The 16,543-nt window shown below is 57.5% G+C and carries 16 protein-coding genes; 8 read left to right on the top strand and 8 right to left on the bottom strand.

The window, feature by feature from the left end; translation table 11 throughout:
* Positions 1–61: 61 nt before the first annotated feature.
* The gene (locus ACZ1GS_RS12850; protein WP_472695575.1) at positions 62–688 is read right to left on the bottom strand and encodes a class I SAM-dependent methyltransferase; all 627 of its coding nucleotides are present in this window, start codon (positions 686–688) and stop codon (positions 62–64) included.
* A 106-nt stretch (positions 689–794) separates the two neighbouring features.
* Here ACZ1GS_RS12850 and ACZ1GS_RS12855 point away from each other — a divergent pair, with 106 nt between their 5' ends.
* Both ACZ1GS_RS12855 and ACZ1GS_RS12860 read left to right on the top strand, forming a co-directional pair.
* A complete protein-coding gene (locus ACZ1GS_RS12855; RefSeq protein WP_472695576.1) occupies positions 795–1,142 on the top strand; it encodes an antibiotic biosynthesis monooxygenase family protein in 348 nt (115 codons plus the stop codon).
* Between the two features lie 244 nt (positions 1,143–1,386).
* Positions 1,387–2,541 carry an MFS transporter gene (locus ACZ1GS_RS12860; protein WP_472695577.1) on the top strand — a complete coding sequence of 385 codons (1,155 nt, stop codon included), beginning with the start codon at positions 1,387–1,389 and terminating at the stop codon, positions 2,539–2,541.
* On the opposite strand, the gene ACZ1GS_RS12865 is transcribed toward ACZ1GS_RS12860, so the two are convergent.
* A complete protein-coding gene (locus tag ACZ1GS_RS12865) occupies positions 2,538–4,874 on the bottom strand; it encodes a CDC48 family AAA ATPase (protein ID WP_472695578.1) in 2,337 nt (778 codons plus the stop codon). The genes ACZ1GS_RS12860 and ACZ1GS_RS12865 overlap by 4 nt on opposite strands.
* Positions 4,875–5,233: 359 nt before the next feature.
* Here ACZ1GS_RS12865 and ACZ1GS_RS12870 point away from each other — a divergent pair, with 359 nt between their 5' ends.
* Both ACZ1GS_RS12870 and ACZ1GS_RS12875 read left to right on the top strand, forming a co-directional pair.
* Entirely contained in the window at positions 5,234–6,112 is an 879-nt protein-coding gene (locus tag ACZ1GS_RS12870; RefSeq protein ID WP_472695579.1) for a LysR substrate-binding domain-containing protein, read from the top strand.
* A 178-nt stretch (positions 6,113–6,290) separates the two neighbouring features.
* The gene (locus tag ACZ1GS_RS12875) at positions 6,291–6,554 is read left to right on the top strand and encodes a hypothetical protein (protein ID WP_472695580.1); all 264 of its coding nucleotides are present in this window, start codon (positions 6,291–6,293) and stop codon (positions 6,552–6,554) included.
* Between the two features lie 110 nt (positions 6,555–6,664).
* On the opposite strand, the gene ACZ1GS_RS12880 is transcribed toward ACZ1GS_RS12875, so the two are convergent.
* A complete protein-coding gene (locus ACZ1GS_RS12880) occupies positions 6,665–8,056 on the bottom strand; it encodes a glutamate ligase domain-containing protein (RefSeq protein ID WP_472698137.1) in 1,392 nt (463 codons plus the stop codon).
* Positions 8,057–8,112: 56 nt separating this feature from the next.
* On the opposite strand from ACZ1GS_RS12880, the gene ACZ1GS_RS12885 reads away from it, so the two are divergent.
* Complete coding sequence (locus ACZ1GS_RS12885; protein ID WP_472695581.1) at positions 8,113–8,946, top strand: LD-carboxypeptidase; 834 nt, start codon at positions 8,113–8,115, stop codon at positions 8,944–8,946.
* A gap of 9 nt (positions 8,947–8,955) precedes the next feature.
* Here the strand turns inward: ACZ1GS_RS12885 and ACZ1GS_RS12890 are convergent, their stop codons facing one another.
* From ACZ1GS_RS12890 to ACZ1GS_RS12905, 4 genes are all read right to left on the bottom strand, one after another.
* Positions 8,956–9,519 (bottom strand): carboxymuconolactone decarboxylase family protein, encoded by a 564-nt coding sequence (locus ACZ1GS_RS12890; RefSeq protein ID WP_472695582.1) that lies wholly within the window; start codon positions 9,517–9,519, stop codon positions 8,956–8,958.
* Positions 9,506–10,402, bottom strand: coding sequence for a glutathione-dependent disulfide-bond oxidoreductase (yghU, locus tag ACZ1GS_RS12895; RefSeq protein WP_472695583.1), 897 nt, complete (start codon positions 10,400–10,402; stop codon positions 9,506–9,508). Before yghU ends, ACZ1GS_RS12890 begins: the two co-directional genes overlap by 14 nt.
* A gap of 165 nt (positions 10,403–10,567) precedes the next feature.
* Positions 10,568–11,002, bottom strand: a complete 435-nt coding sequence (locus ACZ1GS_RS12900) for a hypothetical protein (protein ID WP_472695584.1) — start codon at positions 11,000–11,002, stop codon at positions 10,568–10,570.
* 6 nt (positions 11,003–11,008) lie between these two features.
* The gene (locus ACZ1GS_RS12905; protein ID WP_472695585.1) at positions 11,009–11,458 is read right to left on the bottom strand and encodes a peptidylprolyl isomerase; all 450 of its coding nucleotides are present in this window, start codon (positions 11,456–11,458) and stop codon (positions 11,009–11,011) included.
* A 205-nt stretch (positions 11,459–11,663) separates the two neighbouring features.
* Between ACZ1GS_RS12905 and mgtE the strand changes: the two genes are divergently transcribed.
* A complete protein-coding gene (mgtE, locus tag ACZ1GS_RS12910; RefSeq protein WP_472695586.1) occupies positions 11,664–13,079 on the top strand; it encodes a magnesium transporter in 1,416 nt (471 codons plus the stop codon).
* 30 nt (positions 13,080–13,109) lie between these two features.
* On the opposite strand, the gene ACZ1GS_RS12915 is transcribed toward mgtE, so the two are convergent.
* The gene (locus tag ACZ1GS_RS12915; protein ID WP_472695587.1) at positions 13,110–13,538 is read right to left on the bottom strand and encodes a hypothetical protein; all 429 of its coding nucleotides are present in this window, start codon (positions 13,536–13,538) and stop codon (positions 13,110–13,112) included.
* Between the two features lie 174 nt (positions 13,539–13,712).
* On the opposite strand from ACZ1GS_RS12915, the gene ACZ1GS_RS12920 reads away from it, so the two are divergent.
* Entirely contained in the window at positions 13,713–14,114 is a 402-nt protein-coding gene (locus ACZ1GS_RS12920) for a DUF1489 family protein (protein ID WP_472695588.1), read from the top strand.
* 282 nt (positions 14,115–14,396) lie between these two features.
* Entirely contained in the window at positions 14,397–16,517 is a 2,121-nt protein-coding gene (locus ACZ1GS_RS12925) for a phosphatase PAP2 family protein (protein ID WP_472695589.1), read from the top strand.
* Positions 16,518–16,543 lie beyond the last annotated feature (26 nt).

Here is a 16,543-nt window from a genome sequence, read left to right on the forward strand (position 1 = left end):
TTCGACCAAATGACGACGGGTTTCGACCAACGGCAACGCATATCCGTGCCGTCCTGAAGGTCTATTTCTTCTTCCAGCCCCAGAACAGGTGACAGGGCAATATGTTCCAGACCGAATAGCCATGGTCGATTCGATCAAAATGCGGGGCCATGAAATCCCGCGCGCGTTTAACAAATTGATAAACCAGAAACCCGCCGCCGGGTCGGAGCGCAGCGTGTGTTTCTGCTGCAATTTTGGGACCGAGTTGATTGGGCAGCGTCGAAAATGGCAAACCGGACAGAATATAGTCCGCCTTGTCATGGCCGAGTTCGGCAAGGATTTGCTGAACATTGTCGGCAGACCCGTGAATCGGGAAAAAGCGGCTGTCGCGGATGGTCTTGCTGAGATAGGCGATAAAATCGGGATTGAGGTCAATGACAATCAGTACCCCATCGGGCTTCATCTGTTCGAGAACCGGCCGACAGAAAGTCCCTACACCCGGCCCATATTCAACAAAAACATCGCAATTTTGCCAATCGACCGGCGCGAGCATTTTTTTGATGGTAACCCCGGACGATGGAATGATCGATCCGACCATCACCGGATGTTTCAGAAATCCTTTGAAAAACACGCCCCAGGCACCAAAGGTTCGTGCGGCCCGCGATCTGATTCGGTCCCAGAGCCGGGCTTTTGCTAAGGTGCTGGTCAAAGGGAGGTCCTCCTGGGGTCGACGTACTGTCTTACTAAAACAATGCAGTATAAACTTCAAACATCTTCGCGCTTGCCCGGGGCGGGCATAAGTTTAAAAAGACGGCATGCTGCTCCATCCTCAAGGTTCGATCGCGGTGATCTTTTGTGCGCAACGCACGGCGCTTGACAATAGCGGCTATGATGCCGCGGCATCGGAGATGAGCACGTTGGCCGCAAGCCAACCGGGATATCTTGGCCAGGATCATAGCCGTTCTCCGGACGGTCTCGGTATTACGGTCAGCTACTGGCAAGATGAGGCAGCAGCCAAGGCTTGGCGCGATCATCCCGACCACGTGGCGATCCGGGATCGCGGGCGCGATATCTGGTACCAAAGCTACAGCCTGCATGTCGCGACAATCGACCGGCGCTATGGTTGGGAAAAATCTGGGACTGATGCCGATAGCATGCCATAGGGTTGTCCATGGCCGATTCTCCTTCTGTCTCCGAGGCAGCGCCCCCGCTAAAGACCGCCCCCAAAAAACCGCTCGACAATAGCCGGATGGCGGTTCTGTTTGCTGTCATGCTGGTCACGGCATCGGGCAACACCGCCATGCAATCGATCCTGCCAACGATTGGCACCCAGCTCAAAATTCCGGATTTCTGGGTCAGCGCCGCATTCAGCTGGTCGGCGCTTTTGTGGGTCTATACGGCGCCCAAATGGGCCCGGCTGTCCGATCATCGCGGCCGCAAGGCCCTGATGCGACTAGGCATGATCGGCTTTACCTCGTCCATGGCGCTGGCTGGCCTCGCGCTTTTTTCGGCTTGTCGGGCTGGTACAGCGCGATCTGGACCTTCGTGCTGTTTGCGATTTTCCGAAGCCTGTACGGATTGCTGGGATCGGCCGCGCCGCCTGCGGTGCAGGCCTATGTCGCTGCCCGGACAGAACGCCAGGATCGAACCAAGGCGCTGTCGCTCATCTCGTCATCCTTCGGCTTGGGCACCATTGTCGGCCCGGCGATTGCACCCTTGCTGATCCTGCCCTTTTTCGGCCTCTCCAGCCCGATGTTCGCCTTTGCCCTGATCGGCATTGCGGTGATGATTGCGCTGGCGCTCAAGCTGCCCAATGACGATCCCGGATTCGCCGCGCGCGGGGTGGTGACGTCGGAGCCTTATAGCTCGGCGCCTTCCGCGAACAGTCTGAAACAAGATGATAGCTCCGATGACGACAGCGCCAATGCCGATGCCTTGGACGGGGCCGAAGAACAAAACCTGCCCCCGCGCTTGCGCTGGGGCGATTCCCGGATCAAGCCGTGGCTCGTTACCGGCATCATGGGCGGCAATGCCCATGCGGTCATTCTGGGCGTGATCGGGTTTCTGGTGCTTGACCGGCTCGGATTGCGCGAGGATCCGAAAACCGCGATCGAGATGACCGGAATCGTGCTAATGTCCGGGGCGGCCGCCACGCTGCTCGCACAATGGGGCCTGATCCCGCTGCTCCAGATGGGGCCGCGCTCGTCGGTGCTGTGGGGCATGTTGCTCGCCGCCATCGGCTGTCTCGTCATTGGAATGGCGGACGAGCTTTACGGCATCATTCTGGGCTTCGCAATTGCTTCGCTCGGCTTTGGACTGTTCCGTCCCGGCTTTACGGCAGGCGCGTCGCTCGCCGTCAAAAGGTCGGAACAAAATGGCGTCGCCGGCATTGTCGCTTCGGTCAACGGCATGGCGTTCATCGCATCACCCGCCCTGGGGGTTCTGCTCTACACTTATGTCAGCGCGCTCCCGTTCTGGATTGCGGTGACCATGTGCCTGTTCATATTCGGCTGGGGCTACAGGACCCTGCAACTGGACGAAGACCAGCTCGAACAACGCTAGCTTTCATGTTTGCTGTCGTGCACCGGCGTCAACATGCCGGGAGCCACAAATCCGATCGGCTCCGCGCGCATCGCATTTTGCTTCAGCTCGGCTTCCATCTTCGAATATTCCTCGACCATTTCCGGAGTCACGGACGCGCGACTGGCTTTGAGTGCCAATTCGAAATGTTTCATCGAAACCGTTTCGACCAGACCGCCATGTTCGCGCAGCGCATAAAGACCGGCACGACGCACCAGATCCTCGAGATCAGCGCCAGAATAACGCTCTGCCCGCTCGGCGATTTCATCCAGATCAACATCTTTGCCAATCGGCATTTTGGCGGTGTGAATCGCCAATATCCGGCGCCGGCCGGCTTTCTCCGGAACCGGCACATAAACCAGCTCATCAAAGCGTCCCGGTCGCAGCAATGCCGGATCGACAAGACCGGGGCGATTGGTTGCCCCGATCAGAATGACCGACTGCATTTCTTCCAGACCATCCATTTCAGCTAAAATGGTATTGACCACCCGTTCCGTCGCCTGTGGTTCACCCATGCCCCGCCCACGGGCCGGCACCAGGCTGTCAATCTCGTCGATAAACAGGATTGTCGGTGCCACTTGGCGTGCGCGGGCAAAAAGCCGCGCAATCTGCTGTTCGCTCTCGCCATACCATTTGGACAGCAGATCGCTGGACTTGGTGGCGATGAAATTCGCCTCTGCTTCCCGCGCAACCGCTTTGGCCAGCAATGTCTTGCCGGTGCCGGGCGGCCCATAAAGCAAGAAGCCCTTGGCTGGCCGGATCCCCAGACGGGTAAAGGCTTCGGGATTTTTCATCGGCAACTCAATGCCTTCTTTCAAGCGCATCTGGGCATCATCAAGGCCGCCTATATCTTCCCAGCGCACATCGGGAGCCTGGACCATCACTTCGCGCATGGCTGATGGCTGGACGCGTTTCAGCGCCTCGACAAAATCATCCCGGCGGACGAACAGTTCATCGAGCACCTCGGGCGGGACGGTCTCTTTTTCCAGGTCCAGTTTTGGCATGATCCGCCGCACCGCTTCAATCGCTGCTTCGCGTGTCAGCGCGGCGAGATCGGCCCCCACGAAACCATAGGTCGTGCGCGCCAGCTCACCGAGATCCACGGCGGATTCCAGCGGCATGCCGCGGGTGTGGATACCCAATATTTCTTTCCGGCCGCGCATATCAGGCACCCCAACAATGATCTCGCGATCAAAGCGGCCCGGCCGGCGCAACGCTTCATCAATCGCTTCCGGCCGGTTGGTTGCGGCAATCACGACCAGATTGAGCCGCGACTCCAGCCCGTCCATCAACGTGAGCAGCTGGGCAACCAGCCGTTTCTCGGTTTCGCCCTGCACCTGCCCACGCTTCGGCGCGATCGAATCAATTTCATCGATAAACAGGATCGACGGCGCCGCCTTGGTGGCCGCTTCAAAGATCTCACGCAGCTTTTTCTCCGACTCGCCATAAGCGGAACCCATGATTTCAGGCCCGTTGATCAGGAAAAACTCGGCATCGCTTTCATTGGCAACCGCCCTTGCGAGGCGGGTTTTGCCGGTACCGGGCGGGCCGTGGAGCAACACGCCGCGTGGGGGATCGACGCCGAGCCGGGTGAACAGTTGCGGATAGCGCAATGGCAGTTCCACCATCTCGCGCAGCTGATCAATGGTTTCGTGCATGCCGCCAATATCATCATAAGTGACATCCGCACGGCGATGCTCGGTTGATTCTTCATATTCCGGGCGCAAGTCGACTTCGGTATTCTCGTCAATATGGACGACGCCCTTTGGCATTGTCGACACCACAACCAGGCGGATCTGTTGCAAGGAAAAAGCCGGAGCAGCCAGCATTTGGCGCAATTGTGGCGGCATGTCGCTGCGGTCGACCTGCTGTTGCCCGTGGGTCGCGACAAAGTCGCCAGCATTGAGCGGACGCCCCATGAAGCTCCGCTTCAGTCCATTGCCATTACCATGCAGGCGGAGATCCTTTTGCGCCGGTGCAAACACGACTTTCTTGGCCGGTTTCGACTCGATTTTCCGAATTTCGACAAAATCACCGGATCCGACCCCGGCATTGGCACGCTGCAAACCGTCAAGTCGCACAAAATCCAGGCCTTCATCCTCGGGATAAGGCAAAACGGCCCGCGCCGGAGTTGCCTCTTTCCCGCAGATTTCGACAATATCCCCTTCGACCAGTCCCAGTTTCGCGAGATTGTCGCGCGACAGGCGCGCCAGTCCGCGACCGCTATCCTCGGGGCGGGCATTGGCCACTTGCAATTTTAGGAACGAGTCATCCGATTCGGAGGATTCGGGATCGGATTTGGCATCATCAGACATGGGAGGACTCCTGCTGCTCTTGTCTTTTCAACAAGATAGGGAGCAGTCGACGATTATGCGACTCCATATTTCGGGCGGCAATCGGAGACCACGCACATATCACCGCTTGCGCGCTGGAAATCGGCCAAAAAAAGGCTGATCCCGAGGGACCAGCCTGTAAAAGTTTTTAGGAGAGGATGCCTGAAAGGCCCGTCTTAATTGGGGCAAAACCCATTATGTTGCAAGTGCGAAATAGACATTGTTAGTTGCATAATTTGCATCTTATCAATTCTCATAAGGTCCGTATTTGGCCAATCTATACTTTTTTGCTAAAGTTTTGCGTTGCACAATACAGGAATAGTCCCGATATAGCTTGTACCATGCGACGCCTTCCTCCCCTCCGCGCTCTGGAAGCTTTTATTCGAGTGGCCAAACTGGGCTCTTCGAAAGCCGCGGCGGCTGAACTGGCATTGTCTCCGCCAGCGCTGAGTCGCCGAATAAAATCGCTCGAGGACCATGTCGGCAAGCCCTTGTTCGAACGGCGCAACCAGTCGATGATTCTGAACGACGATGGCACCTTGTTACTGGAGGCGGTGGCGCCAGCAATCGAAACCATCGGTGAAGCGGTTGATCAGATGACCGAGACCGGCGGCGACCTGCGTCTGCGCTTGGGCGTGCTGCCGTTGTTTGGCGCCACCCGGCTCATGCCGCGGCTACCGGAGCTCCGTCAGCTCTATCCCAAGCTCCATATTGATGTGGATACGTCAACCCACGCCGAAAACATGCTCGGCGACGTTATCGACGCGGCGATTATCATCACCGATCACGTCGATCCCAATCTCTATTCGGTGAAGCTCGACAGCAACAAGGTCTATGCGATTGCATCCACGCAGCTGGTCAATGGCCCAAACGCGATCAAGGAACCATCCGATCTCAAAGATCATAACATCCTGATCCATTCGGATATGGCGCGCGCCTTTGACCAGTGGAAGGAAGCGGTGGGTCTGCCCGATCTGCAGCCGGCGAGCATTGATCACATGAACAGCGGGCCGTTGATCCTGGAAGCGGCGGCACAAGGGCTTGGCATCGCGATCATGCATGGCGGCCATTTTTCGGATGCCAATGATCCGCGCCTCGCCCGTCTGTTCAATTATGATATCGACAGCCCCTATTCCTATTGGTTTGTCTGTCGCAAACGCGACAAGAAGAATCGAGCGGTCCGGATTTTCCACGATTGGGTTGTCAAAGCAGGGCTTTAAGCGACCAGCTGATTGGAAATTACCGTCAGGCTTCGGTGACAAGTCATTATTAGCCTGATACAATAAACTGTTCGTCACGCATGACTGACAAACCCTTGTCACTAATGAACTGATGAAGAAACCATCAAAGCCTTTTGGGGAGGTGCGGGTTCTTCATTGGAATTATTGGAGAATTTTCATGCGTTTCAAAACTCTTACTTTGCTATCAGCTTTTTCGATTGCCGCAATGCCGACAATCGCCTCGGCACAGTCCCAGCCAGTAGCCCCGGCAGTCACCGCCAAGGCGGAACGCGTTTCTGCCGGCGCGGAAGATGTCAATAATCTCGGCGGCGGTTCCGATACGCTGATTGCGGTATTGGCCGGTGCCATCGCTATCGCTTTTGTAACCCTCACGATCGTGAACAATGACGACGATGATGACGATGATCCGGTCAGTCCCTGAACACGCGCGAACAATGGCACTGGAACAGTGTGAACTGAACTGCGCTCAATGGTTTCTGGGGCTATCCGCAAACCGGCTAGCCCCAGAAAACAATGGTCCTGGAAACCCGATCAGCCCAGCCGGGTGAGAATGTCGCGGGCAAACAGGCTCAATGTATCGTCGCGCGCGCCCATGATCACGATCCGGTCACCCGACTTGGCCAGCGACACGATATAGTCACCGCAATCGGTCCGCTCTGATATATGTTTAGCCGCGCCACCGGCGGCCACCACAGCATCGGTAATTGCCTCGCTGCCGATCGAACGGTCTACGGTTCCCCCGAAATAGACCGGGTCACAGAGCACAACATGGTCATCCGCATCGAGCAGATCGACGAATACCTCAGCAAGCTCGGCCCCCATTTTGCGGATCGGACCAAAACCATGCGGTTGGAAAAAGGCAATAATCCGCCCGGGAAACGCTTTCATTGTCTTGAGTGTCGCCGAGATCTTGTCGGGATTATGCCCGAAATCATCGATGACGCTGATCCCATTGGCTTGACCGACAATATCAAACCGCCGCGCCAGCCCGGTGAATGTCGCCAACGCCGCAACGCTATCCGCAACCGACACGCCCACAGCGGCTGCTGCGGCAATTGCCGCCAGTCCATTGGCGATATTATGGCGTCCCGGCACTTTTAAGCTGGCAGCAAATGTCTCGTCGTCGGTCTCCAGCGTGAATCGGCTGCCCAATGGCGCCTCGTCGACATCGATCGCACACAAATCGGCCTGCGCAGAGAAACCGAAGCTGATACCGCGCTCGATCGGCCGGGCTGCCATCAAGGCGACGCTTTCGTCATCGTCCGCATTCCACACGATACGCTGGGCCTTCTGGGCGAAATCGCCGAACAGCTGACGCAATTCTTCGAGGCTCTTGTGATCGAGACTGATATTGTTGAGCACCGCCACTTCGGGATGGAAAAGCGCAATAGATCCGTCGCTTTCGTCGACTTCGCTGACCATCACACCACCATCGCCCACCCGGGAGCTGGCAAAAGGGGCGTCATCGGCGACGAAATCTTTCATCACCGCACCGTTCATGATCGTCGGATCAAGGCCGGCCTGGGTCAGGATCCAGCCAATCATCCCGGTGACCGTCGACTTGCCGCTGGTTCCGCCGATCGCGATGCTGCGCGGCGCAGCGTTAAACTGTTCAGCGAGCAATTCCGCCCGGGTCATTCGGGTACAACCCAGCGCATTGGCCTGGGCGACATCCGGGACACTGTCTTCAATCGCGGCCGACGCGATCAGGATCTGGTCACCGGTTACCAGTCCGCTGCCGTCCTGGGGAAACAACCCGATGCCTTTCGCCTGCAGCCATTCGAACTTGGCCGCGAGACGCCCCTGATCCAGTGCCCGGTCAGAGCCGGCTACTGCTGCGCCGCCTTCGCGGACAATCATCGCCAGAGGCATCATGCCAGAGCCACCGATACCGCAAAAATAATAGGATTTGTCTTTGGTCATCATCCCCCGCTATTGCGTCGCAAAGCTTTTGGCAATCGCATCAGGGGAAAAATTACATGAAGCGGATCAGGATCGGGATTTGTGCACCCTCAACCCCGCTTTACACCGAGGACATGGAAAAAGTCACGGCGCTTGCCAGCGCGAGCCATCCGGAAGCCGAGCTGGTTTTTCATGACCAGTGCTTCGCGATTGCCGGACATTTCGCCGGCAAGGATGACCTGCGCACAACCGCCTTTCTTGCGATGGCCAATGATCCGACGCTGGATGCCGTCTGGTTTGCGCGCGGTGGCTATGGCGCCGCGCGGATCGCCGACGAAATTCTCGCTCAGCTCGAACCGGCCGCCAAGACCAAACACTATCTCGGCTATAGCGACGGCGGCAATCTGCTCGGCGCCTTGTACAAGGCCGGCATCGGCTTTCAGGCCCACGGACCAATGCCGGTCGATATCCGCCGCGACAATGGGGATCTGGCGGTCAGAAGGGCGCTGGACTGGCTGGTCCATCGTGATCGCTCGGCGCTCGAAACCCATGTGACCGGAGACCAGAAAACAGCGGCTTTCAACCTGATGACGCTCGCGATGATGGTCGGCACGCCGTTGCTACCGGATCTCGACAGACATCTGGTTATGGTCGAGGAAATTGCCGAATATCTCTATGCCTTTGACCGCGCGCTGTTCAACGTCACGAGCCATCTCGCCGGATCGCGGCTGGCGGGGATGCGCCTGGGCCGGGTCAGCGACGTGCCCGAGAACAACCGCCCCTTTGGTGAAGAAGTCGAGGAAATCATGCAGCGATGCTGTGATCGCGCCGGTATCGCCTATCTCGGGCGCGCTGATATCGGCCATGATGTGGAGAACAAGATCGTCCCGTTCGGCGATATTCCTGCATAACTGTGCGGCTTAGGCCCTGAGGTCCGGGTCCAGCGTCAAATCCTCATCAAGCTGCACGCCAAAACTGTTCAGCATCATCGACACCTGGGTATATTGGCCGACGGTCATCACCAGGTCCATGCGCTGTTTCTCGGTCAGTTCAGCAAGCGCCTGCCAGGTCGCATCCGATACGAAGGAATCGGCGGTCAGTTCATCGGTTGCGCGCAACAAGGCCGCTTCGATAGCCGTCCATCCATCGGCATCCGGTCCCGCCTTGATCCGTTCGATCTCGGCATCGGTCAGCCCGCAATCCTTGCCGATCCGTTCGTGCTGCGCCCATTCATAACCGGATTTCCAGTTATAGCCGGTGCGCAGAATAACCATCTCCCGCTCGCGCGGTGCCAGGCTGTTGTGGCGAGATAGCATATAGCCGCCCCACCACATAAAGGCCTTGAACGCCTTGGGTGCCTTGGCCAGCGTGCGGAAGATATTGAGCACCGGTCCTTGCTGGAACCGTTCGCCCAGCATGGCCTTTTGCTCGTCATCCATGTCCGCATCGGCGAGCGGCGCGATGCGCGGTTTATTCAGCCGCATCGGCAGCTTCGGCGGGCGCGATCTTGTCCTGGGTGCGCAATTCAAAATCGCTCGCATCATGGCGCTCGTGCAGCTGACCTTCGGGTGGTCCCCAGGCGCGGTTGACCATCTTGCCGCGCTGCACCGCTTCGCGCTCGCCGATCATGTCGGTCCAGCGGTTCATATGCTTGTAGGACGCGGTGTCGAGAAACTCCGCCGCTTCGTAGACGATATTCTTGACCAGTGCGCCATACCACGGCCAGATCGCCATATCGGCAATGGTATACTCGTCACCGGCCATATATTCATTGTCGGCAAGATGGCGATCGAGCACGTCGAGTTGGCGCTTCACTTCCATCGCAAAGCGGTCGATACAATATTCGATCTTCACCGGCGCATAAGCGTAGAAATGCCCGAAGCCACCGCCAAGATAGGGCGCGCTGCCCATTTGCCAGAACAGCCAGTTCATCGTTTCCGCCCGCTTGGCCGGGTCAGTTGGCAGGAACGCACCAAATTTTTCGGCGAGATAATGCAGGATGGATCCGGACTCGAACAGCCGGGTTGGCGGATTGGTGCTGCGATCGAGCAAGGCCGGGATCTTGGAATTGGGATTGATGTCGACAAAGCCGCTGCCAAACTGATCGCCTTCGCCAATATTAATCAGATAGGCATCATATTCCGCGCCTTCATGCCCAAGGGCCAGCAACTCTTCGAGCATGATCGTAACCTTCACGCCATTGGGCGTCGCCATCGAATGCAACTGCAACGGGTGCTTGCCGATCGGCAATTCCGCATCCTTGGTCGGTCCGGCAATCGGCCGGTTGATATTGGCAAAACGGCCACCATTGGCCTTGTCCCATTTCCAGACTTTGGGCGGGGTATAATCAGGGAGATTGTCGGTCATGTGCACGGGGCTCCTTCTGCTCTGCTGCACCAGTGCAGCGATCATGAACAAGGGCCTACTATAAATGCACCCCGGAATCCTAGGATAAGCTTCTTTCAGGCAGAAAAGATAATTTTGTGGGCCTGATCAACGTGATAATCCGGGACCCGTGGGCTCCCGCCATTTCTATTCCTGACGCGTAAATCGCATCATCCGGCCGCGGGATGCGAGAATATAGACCAGCTTGTCTTCGGTCACCCGGTCGATCAGATAACAGGTAATGCCCTCGACATCCTGAAGCGTGAACGCTTTGCCTGTTTCATCGGGGTTCTGGTCGGAACAGCTATCGACAAAGGTGATTGGAACCGGACTGGCATCGGGGCCGCCAAGGCTGTGCAGAAATCCATTGCCCTTGATCGTGACCACCGCCTCGGGATCGTCATCCGATACCCAGATGCCTTGCATCTGATCGAGATAGCTATCCTGGACCGGCTCGACATCCGGTGTCACTGCGGGTGCCGGTGTGTCACTGGTTTCATTTTCCGGATCGGCTGATGGCCAGCACGCAGTGAGCGTGAGAACGCAAGCAGCCAATCCGGCAAATGATAGAAATTTGTTCAAACCCGCTTAGCCAAGCGTGACGGACTTGATCGCACCGGGCTGTGCCGGTGGCTCGCCTTTTGGCAAGGCATCGACCGCATCCATGCCGGTCGTGACTTCGCCCCAGACGGTATATTGACCGTCAAGGAAGGTGGCGTCATCGAGACAGATGAAGAACTGGCTGTTGGCGCTGTTCGGATCCATCGTCCGCGCCATTGAGCAGACACCACGGACATGCGGCTCTTGCGAAAATTCAGCGGCAATATCGGGCTTGTCCGATCCGGACATGCCAGTACCGGTCGGATCACCGCCCTGCGCCATGAACCCGTCAATCACGCGGTGAAAGACAACCCCGTCATAAAAACCTTCGGATGCCAGTTCGGTGATCCGCGCGACATGGCCCGGAGCCAGATCGGGACGGAGTTTGATTTCGACATCACCGGTTTCGAGGTGAAGAGTCAGTTTTTCATGCGCCATGGAGGATTCCTTAAATCATGATTGGAATGGAAGTTTGATTTTCTGCAACGGGATATAGGGTCAAAGATTAACAAAATCACCCCAGCCGGAAAATAAATTGTACGGATTCACATTCCTCCACTAGAGAGTTGCTGTTCAGGGCTTCCACAGCTAGGCAGGAGGCTGTGTTTTATTGCTCTGTCGGAAGCAAAAGGGGAGCATCGCCATGACCGAGATGACTGACTCCTCGAGCCCGGAAGACACCGAACATAATCCACCCAGCCTCGATGAAGACAACCGGCTGACCGACGAGTTTGTCCGGTCGGTGTCGGACGCGGTTGAGGCCGCAGATCCGAACCTGGCGCAGGAACTCGTCAATCCGCTGCACAATGCCGATATTGCCGATCTGTTCGAATTGATCGACGAAGATGAACGCGCGCCGCTGGCCGGTGCGCTCGGCGATCTGGTCAGCGCCGATGTGCTCGCAGAAATGAACGAGCATGTTCGCGAAGATCTGATCGAGGTGCTCGAACCGGGGCAGATTGCGGATCTGACGGAACAGCTCGAGACCGACGACGCGGTCGCGATCATCGAGGATCTTGAAGAGACCGAACAGCAGGCCGTTCTCGCCGAACTGGATGCCGAAGATCGCGCGGTCATCGAAAGCGCGCTGACCTATCCCGAAGAATCCGCGGGCCGGATCATGCAACGGGATCTGGTCGCGGTGCCGGAACATATGAATGTCGGTCAGCTGATCGATTTTCTGCGCGAGCACAAGGACCTGACGACCGAATTCTGGGAAGTCTATGTCGTCGACCCGACCCACAAACCGGTTGGCACCTGTCAGCTCAGCTGGATCTTGCGGACGCCGCGCGACATTGCTGTTGGCGATATCATGAAACGCGAGCAGACGCTGATTCCGGTCGATATGGACCAGGAAGAGGTCGCGCTGCGCTTCCAGAAATATAACCTGATCTCTGCGGCGGTGGTCAATGAAGATGGCCGGCTGATCGGGATGATCACCGTGGATGACATTCTCCATATTGTCGAAGATGAAGCCAGTGAGGATGTGCTGCTGCTCTCCGGTGCCGGCGAAGGCGACATTAACGAACCGATACGCGACAGTTACAAGGCCCGCGTCCGCTGGCTGGTCGCCAATCTGGCAACCGCCATGGTCGCAAGTTTTGTCATCTCGATCTTTGGCGCGGCGATCGAACAGATGGTCGCGCTGGCCATATTAATGCCGATCGTGGCTTCAATTGGCGGCAATGCCGGGACCCAGACCATGGCGGTTTCGGTGCGCGCGCTTGCGATGAATGAGCTTACCCGGTCGAACACCCGCCGGATTATCGGCCGGGAATTCCGCATCGCCTTGCTCAATGGCGGAACCATCGCGGTGCTTGTCGGTATCGGCACCGGACTGCTCTTTGCCAATCCGATGCTCGGTGTCGTGATCGGCGTGGCCATGCTGATCAATATTGTCATCGCTGGCTTTGCCGGGATTTTCGTACCGGTCATGCTCGACCGGATGGATCAGGATCCCGCGCTCGCATCTTCGGTTTTCGTCACCATGATTACCGATACCATGGGCTTCCTTGCCTTTCTCGGCCTGGCAGTGGCCAGCGGGCTGGTCAGCTTCTAGAAGCTGGCGTTCGGGGCCAGCAGGCCCGTGTCATCGGGCGTCGCGCGGACCATAGACCGCGACGAAATTGCTCAAGTCAGTATACACGCGCTGCCGCACTTCATCGCCGACCATTTCGCCAATTTGCAGGTCGAACGCACGGCGATCGCCGTGCACCACCTGGCGCAGCAGAGTCAGGAACAGCATTTCGTCTGGCGTGGTCTGTGGACAACAAGCCCGGCCGATGACGAATTTTTCCGGCCAGGCATGACCCAGGGTCTCGATCAGGATCAGCAAACAATTGACCGCACGGCCACTGCCGAGACGAGACTGCAGCGCCGGGCGCACGTCCTGATAGGATTTCTGCCCCAGGACCGCCAATCGCAAAGCCAGGACGATACGGGCCTCAGCGCCGGACAGGGACATCAGATCCGGCATGACAGGGACCAGTTTTGCAAGACTTCCCGATTCTATGTTCATATTTTTCTCTCCATGGCAGACTCGATGAACAGACCTTATTGCGACTAATTATCATTTGCAACTATGATCTTGATCAAAATGCGGCAGAGCGTTTCAGGTTGCTGATCACGCCATATAGGTACCGCTGTCGCGCCGATGCTTGACTCCCATGGGCGCTCCGCTCAGAGAAGCGTCATGCCGCTGAACATGACCAAAATTGCATTCCGCAGTGAAAGCCCCGCGACCTTGCGTGCCTGGCTGGAATCCCATGCGGAACTCGGGGAAGCGCGCTTGACCACGCGTTACTTGCCGAAACGACATGCCGAAATGGTCGGAGGTTCACTTTACTGGATACACAGCAAGAAAATTGTCGGGCGAAGCCCGATTATTGGCTTCATGGAAAACGGCGAAGGCCGGCAGTGGATACGGCTTGAACCCCGGCTTGTCGCCGTTCAGACTGTTCCGCGCCGCGCCCACCAGGGCTGGCGGTATCTCGAGGAAAAGGACACGCCACCTGATCTCGGTCAGGGCGCTGAGGGGGCCGAAGAAATGCCCGCCGAAATGCTCGGTGAACTGTCCGATCTGGGCTTGATCTAGGCGGCTAACGGCGATCAATTTTTTCCACAGTGAAAACAGATACTTAGCCGTAATGACTGGATTCATTGCCCAAAGCGCTGACCAAAAAGCTTCGCCCTGTTCTCATTCACTTAACTGTGAAATAGGATAAATTCGCCTCTTTTACAAAGGCTTGTATGTCGTATTTGTCCAATCCGATAGCGGGGCGGGGCCTGTATCTCCAATCGCAGAAGCCATGATCCACCCCCAAGAATGAGGACTGGGCTTCAGGTCGCATTTTCTTGATTCTAAGGAGATGTAAACGTGAAACTACCCCATAATGTACCCTGCCCCAATGGCAGCGAACGCGCCCGAAAGGCAAAACAGTTGCGTGAAACGGCAGCGGAAATCTCTCGCACCCGACCCCATGCAGCATCCCGTAACAATGCCGAAGAACTGGACTATGCCGGTGCGAATTTCCCCACCAATTTTACCAAGGGACTGCATCATGATGAATTTGGTATTCTCTCTGCTGGCGACGATTATCGCACGTTTGTCGAAGCAATAAACAGCGCCGATGCCAATCTCTTTGACAATCATGTCAAGGATGCCACCGACCGTGCAGCAGAAAATGGCGATGCGCCATTTCAGTGCACGTTTAACGGCGACATGCCGCAATGGCGCGGCTGGGAAAGCCCGCGCGCCGGGCATGTCTATGAACTGCAAGGCCCCGATGCCGACAGTGTTGGCATGGCCCCTGCCCCGCGCGTCGGATCCTCGGAAAAGGCGGCAGAAGTCGCCGAAGTCTATGCGATGGCGATCCTGCGCGATGTTCCTTTCACAGCGATTTGTGCGGGCGGCAGCGCGGAACAGCTGTGCGACGGCGTCAACGGCTCCGTCCCAACCGCTCAGATGACCGGCGATGACGTGGTGCAGGCCTTGAACAGCATGCCCTATTTCAACGGCACCAATATCGCTTCGGCGACACCGCCCTATAGTGATGCCAGCGGTCTCAACAGCTTTGAACGCAACCGCCGTTTTGCGCGAACGCAGGATGATGCCAACCCGTTCACGGCGGCGTTGACCAGCGAAAGCCTGTTCCGTGGATCGACGCCGGGTTCCTTGACCGGCCCCTATCTGTCGCAGTTCATGCTGATCGGCAATACCGGTCTTGCGGGTCCCGGTGGCGGGGCCGCCAGCTATCCCGGCAAAAGCGCGACCTATGATCTGCAGGATGGTTTCATTCGCTATGGCAGTCTCTCGATCGACCAGCGCGCGACGGTGCACAAATCCTGCCTCGATCATATGACCGACTGGCCGAGCTGGCGCGATGTTCAAAACGGTGCCAATTTCCGGGGTGCCGACCTGTTCGAGGAAAAGCGTCGTTTCATCACGACGCCCCGCGATCTCGCAACCTATGTGCATTATGACGCACTCTATGAAGCCTATCTCAATGCCGTGCTGATTATGGATGCGATGGGTGTTCCGGCCTCCAAGGGCTTTCCCGAGCCGGGCTTTCGGGATGCACCAGGCACGCCGCGGCGGACCGCCTTTGCTACTTTTGGCGGACCGCATATCCTGTCGCTGGTTACCGAGGTGGCGACCCGCTGCCTGAAGGCGGTGCGGCGCGAGAAGTTCAACTATCACCGCCGGGCCCGCCCCGAATTGATGGGTGGACGGATGGCGCTGGTCGAATGCGGCGAAGCGGCCCAGCTGGGCAGCGCGCAGGCGGCCTTCGAGCAGATGCACAGCGAACTCCCAGCCGCGCTGAAAGAAGCCGTCATCGCGCATAATGAAGCGCAGAACGAAACTGCGATGAACACCATGCGTCAGGTCGATTGTGCCGGCGGGACAACGCCGTTCAGCAATTTCGATGACTGCAATCTGCTGTTGCCGATGGCCTTCCCTGAAGGGTCTCCGATGCATCCGGCCTATGGCGCGGGCCATGCAACGGTGGCGGGCGGTTGCGTGACCATGATCAAGGCCTTTTTCGAAATGTTTGAAAGCCATGACAGCGGCATCGAAAGGGCACTGGTGGACACGGAAGGCGACCCGATTGTGTTCGTACCCAATGCCAATGGCTCGCGTCTGGTGGCCGATGACAAGTTCACTGGCGTGCTGACCATCCAGGGTGAGCTCGACAAGCTCGCGGCCAATATCTCGATTGGCCGGAACATGGCCGGAGTTCATTTCTACTCCGACTATTATGACAGCCTGCGGATGGGCGAGCGCGTGGCAGTGGGTATCCTGCTTGAACAGGCGCCGACCTATGGTGACCCGGTCGACACCACCTTCACCAGCTTTGACGGTGATTTCATTTCGATCAGCGGCCAGGCAGACGCTGCGCCGACACTGACGATCATAGATCGCCACGGACAGCCGATTTCCAATCAGCAATGGTGGCTTCGCCATGTACCCGGCGAGCAGTTGATCGTCGGCATGTAATCCGGCCGAGGAGGGAACAGGGGACA

The organism is Parasphingorhabdus sp. W113 (assembly GCF_055693205.1).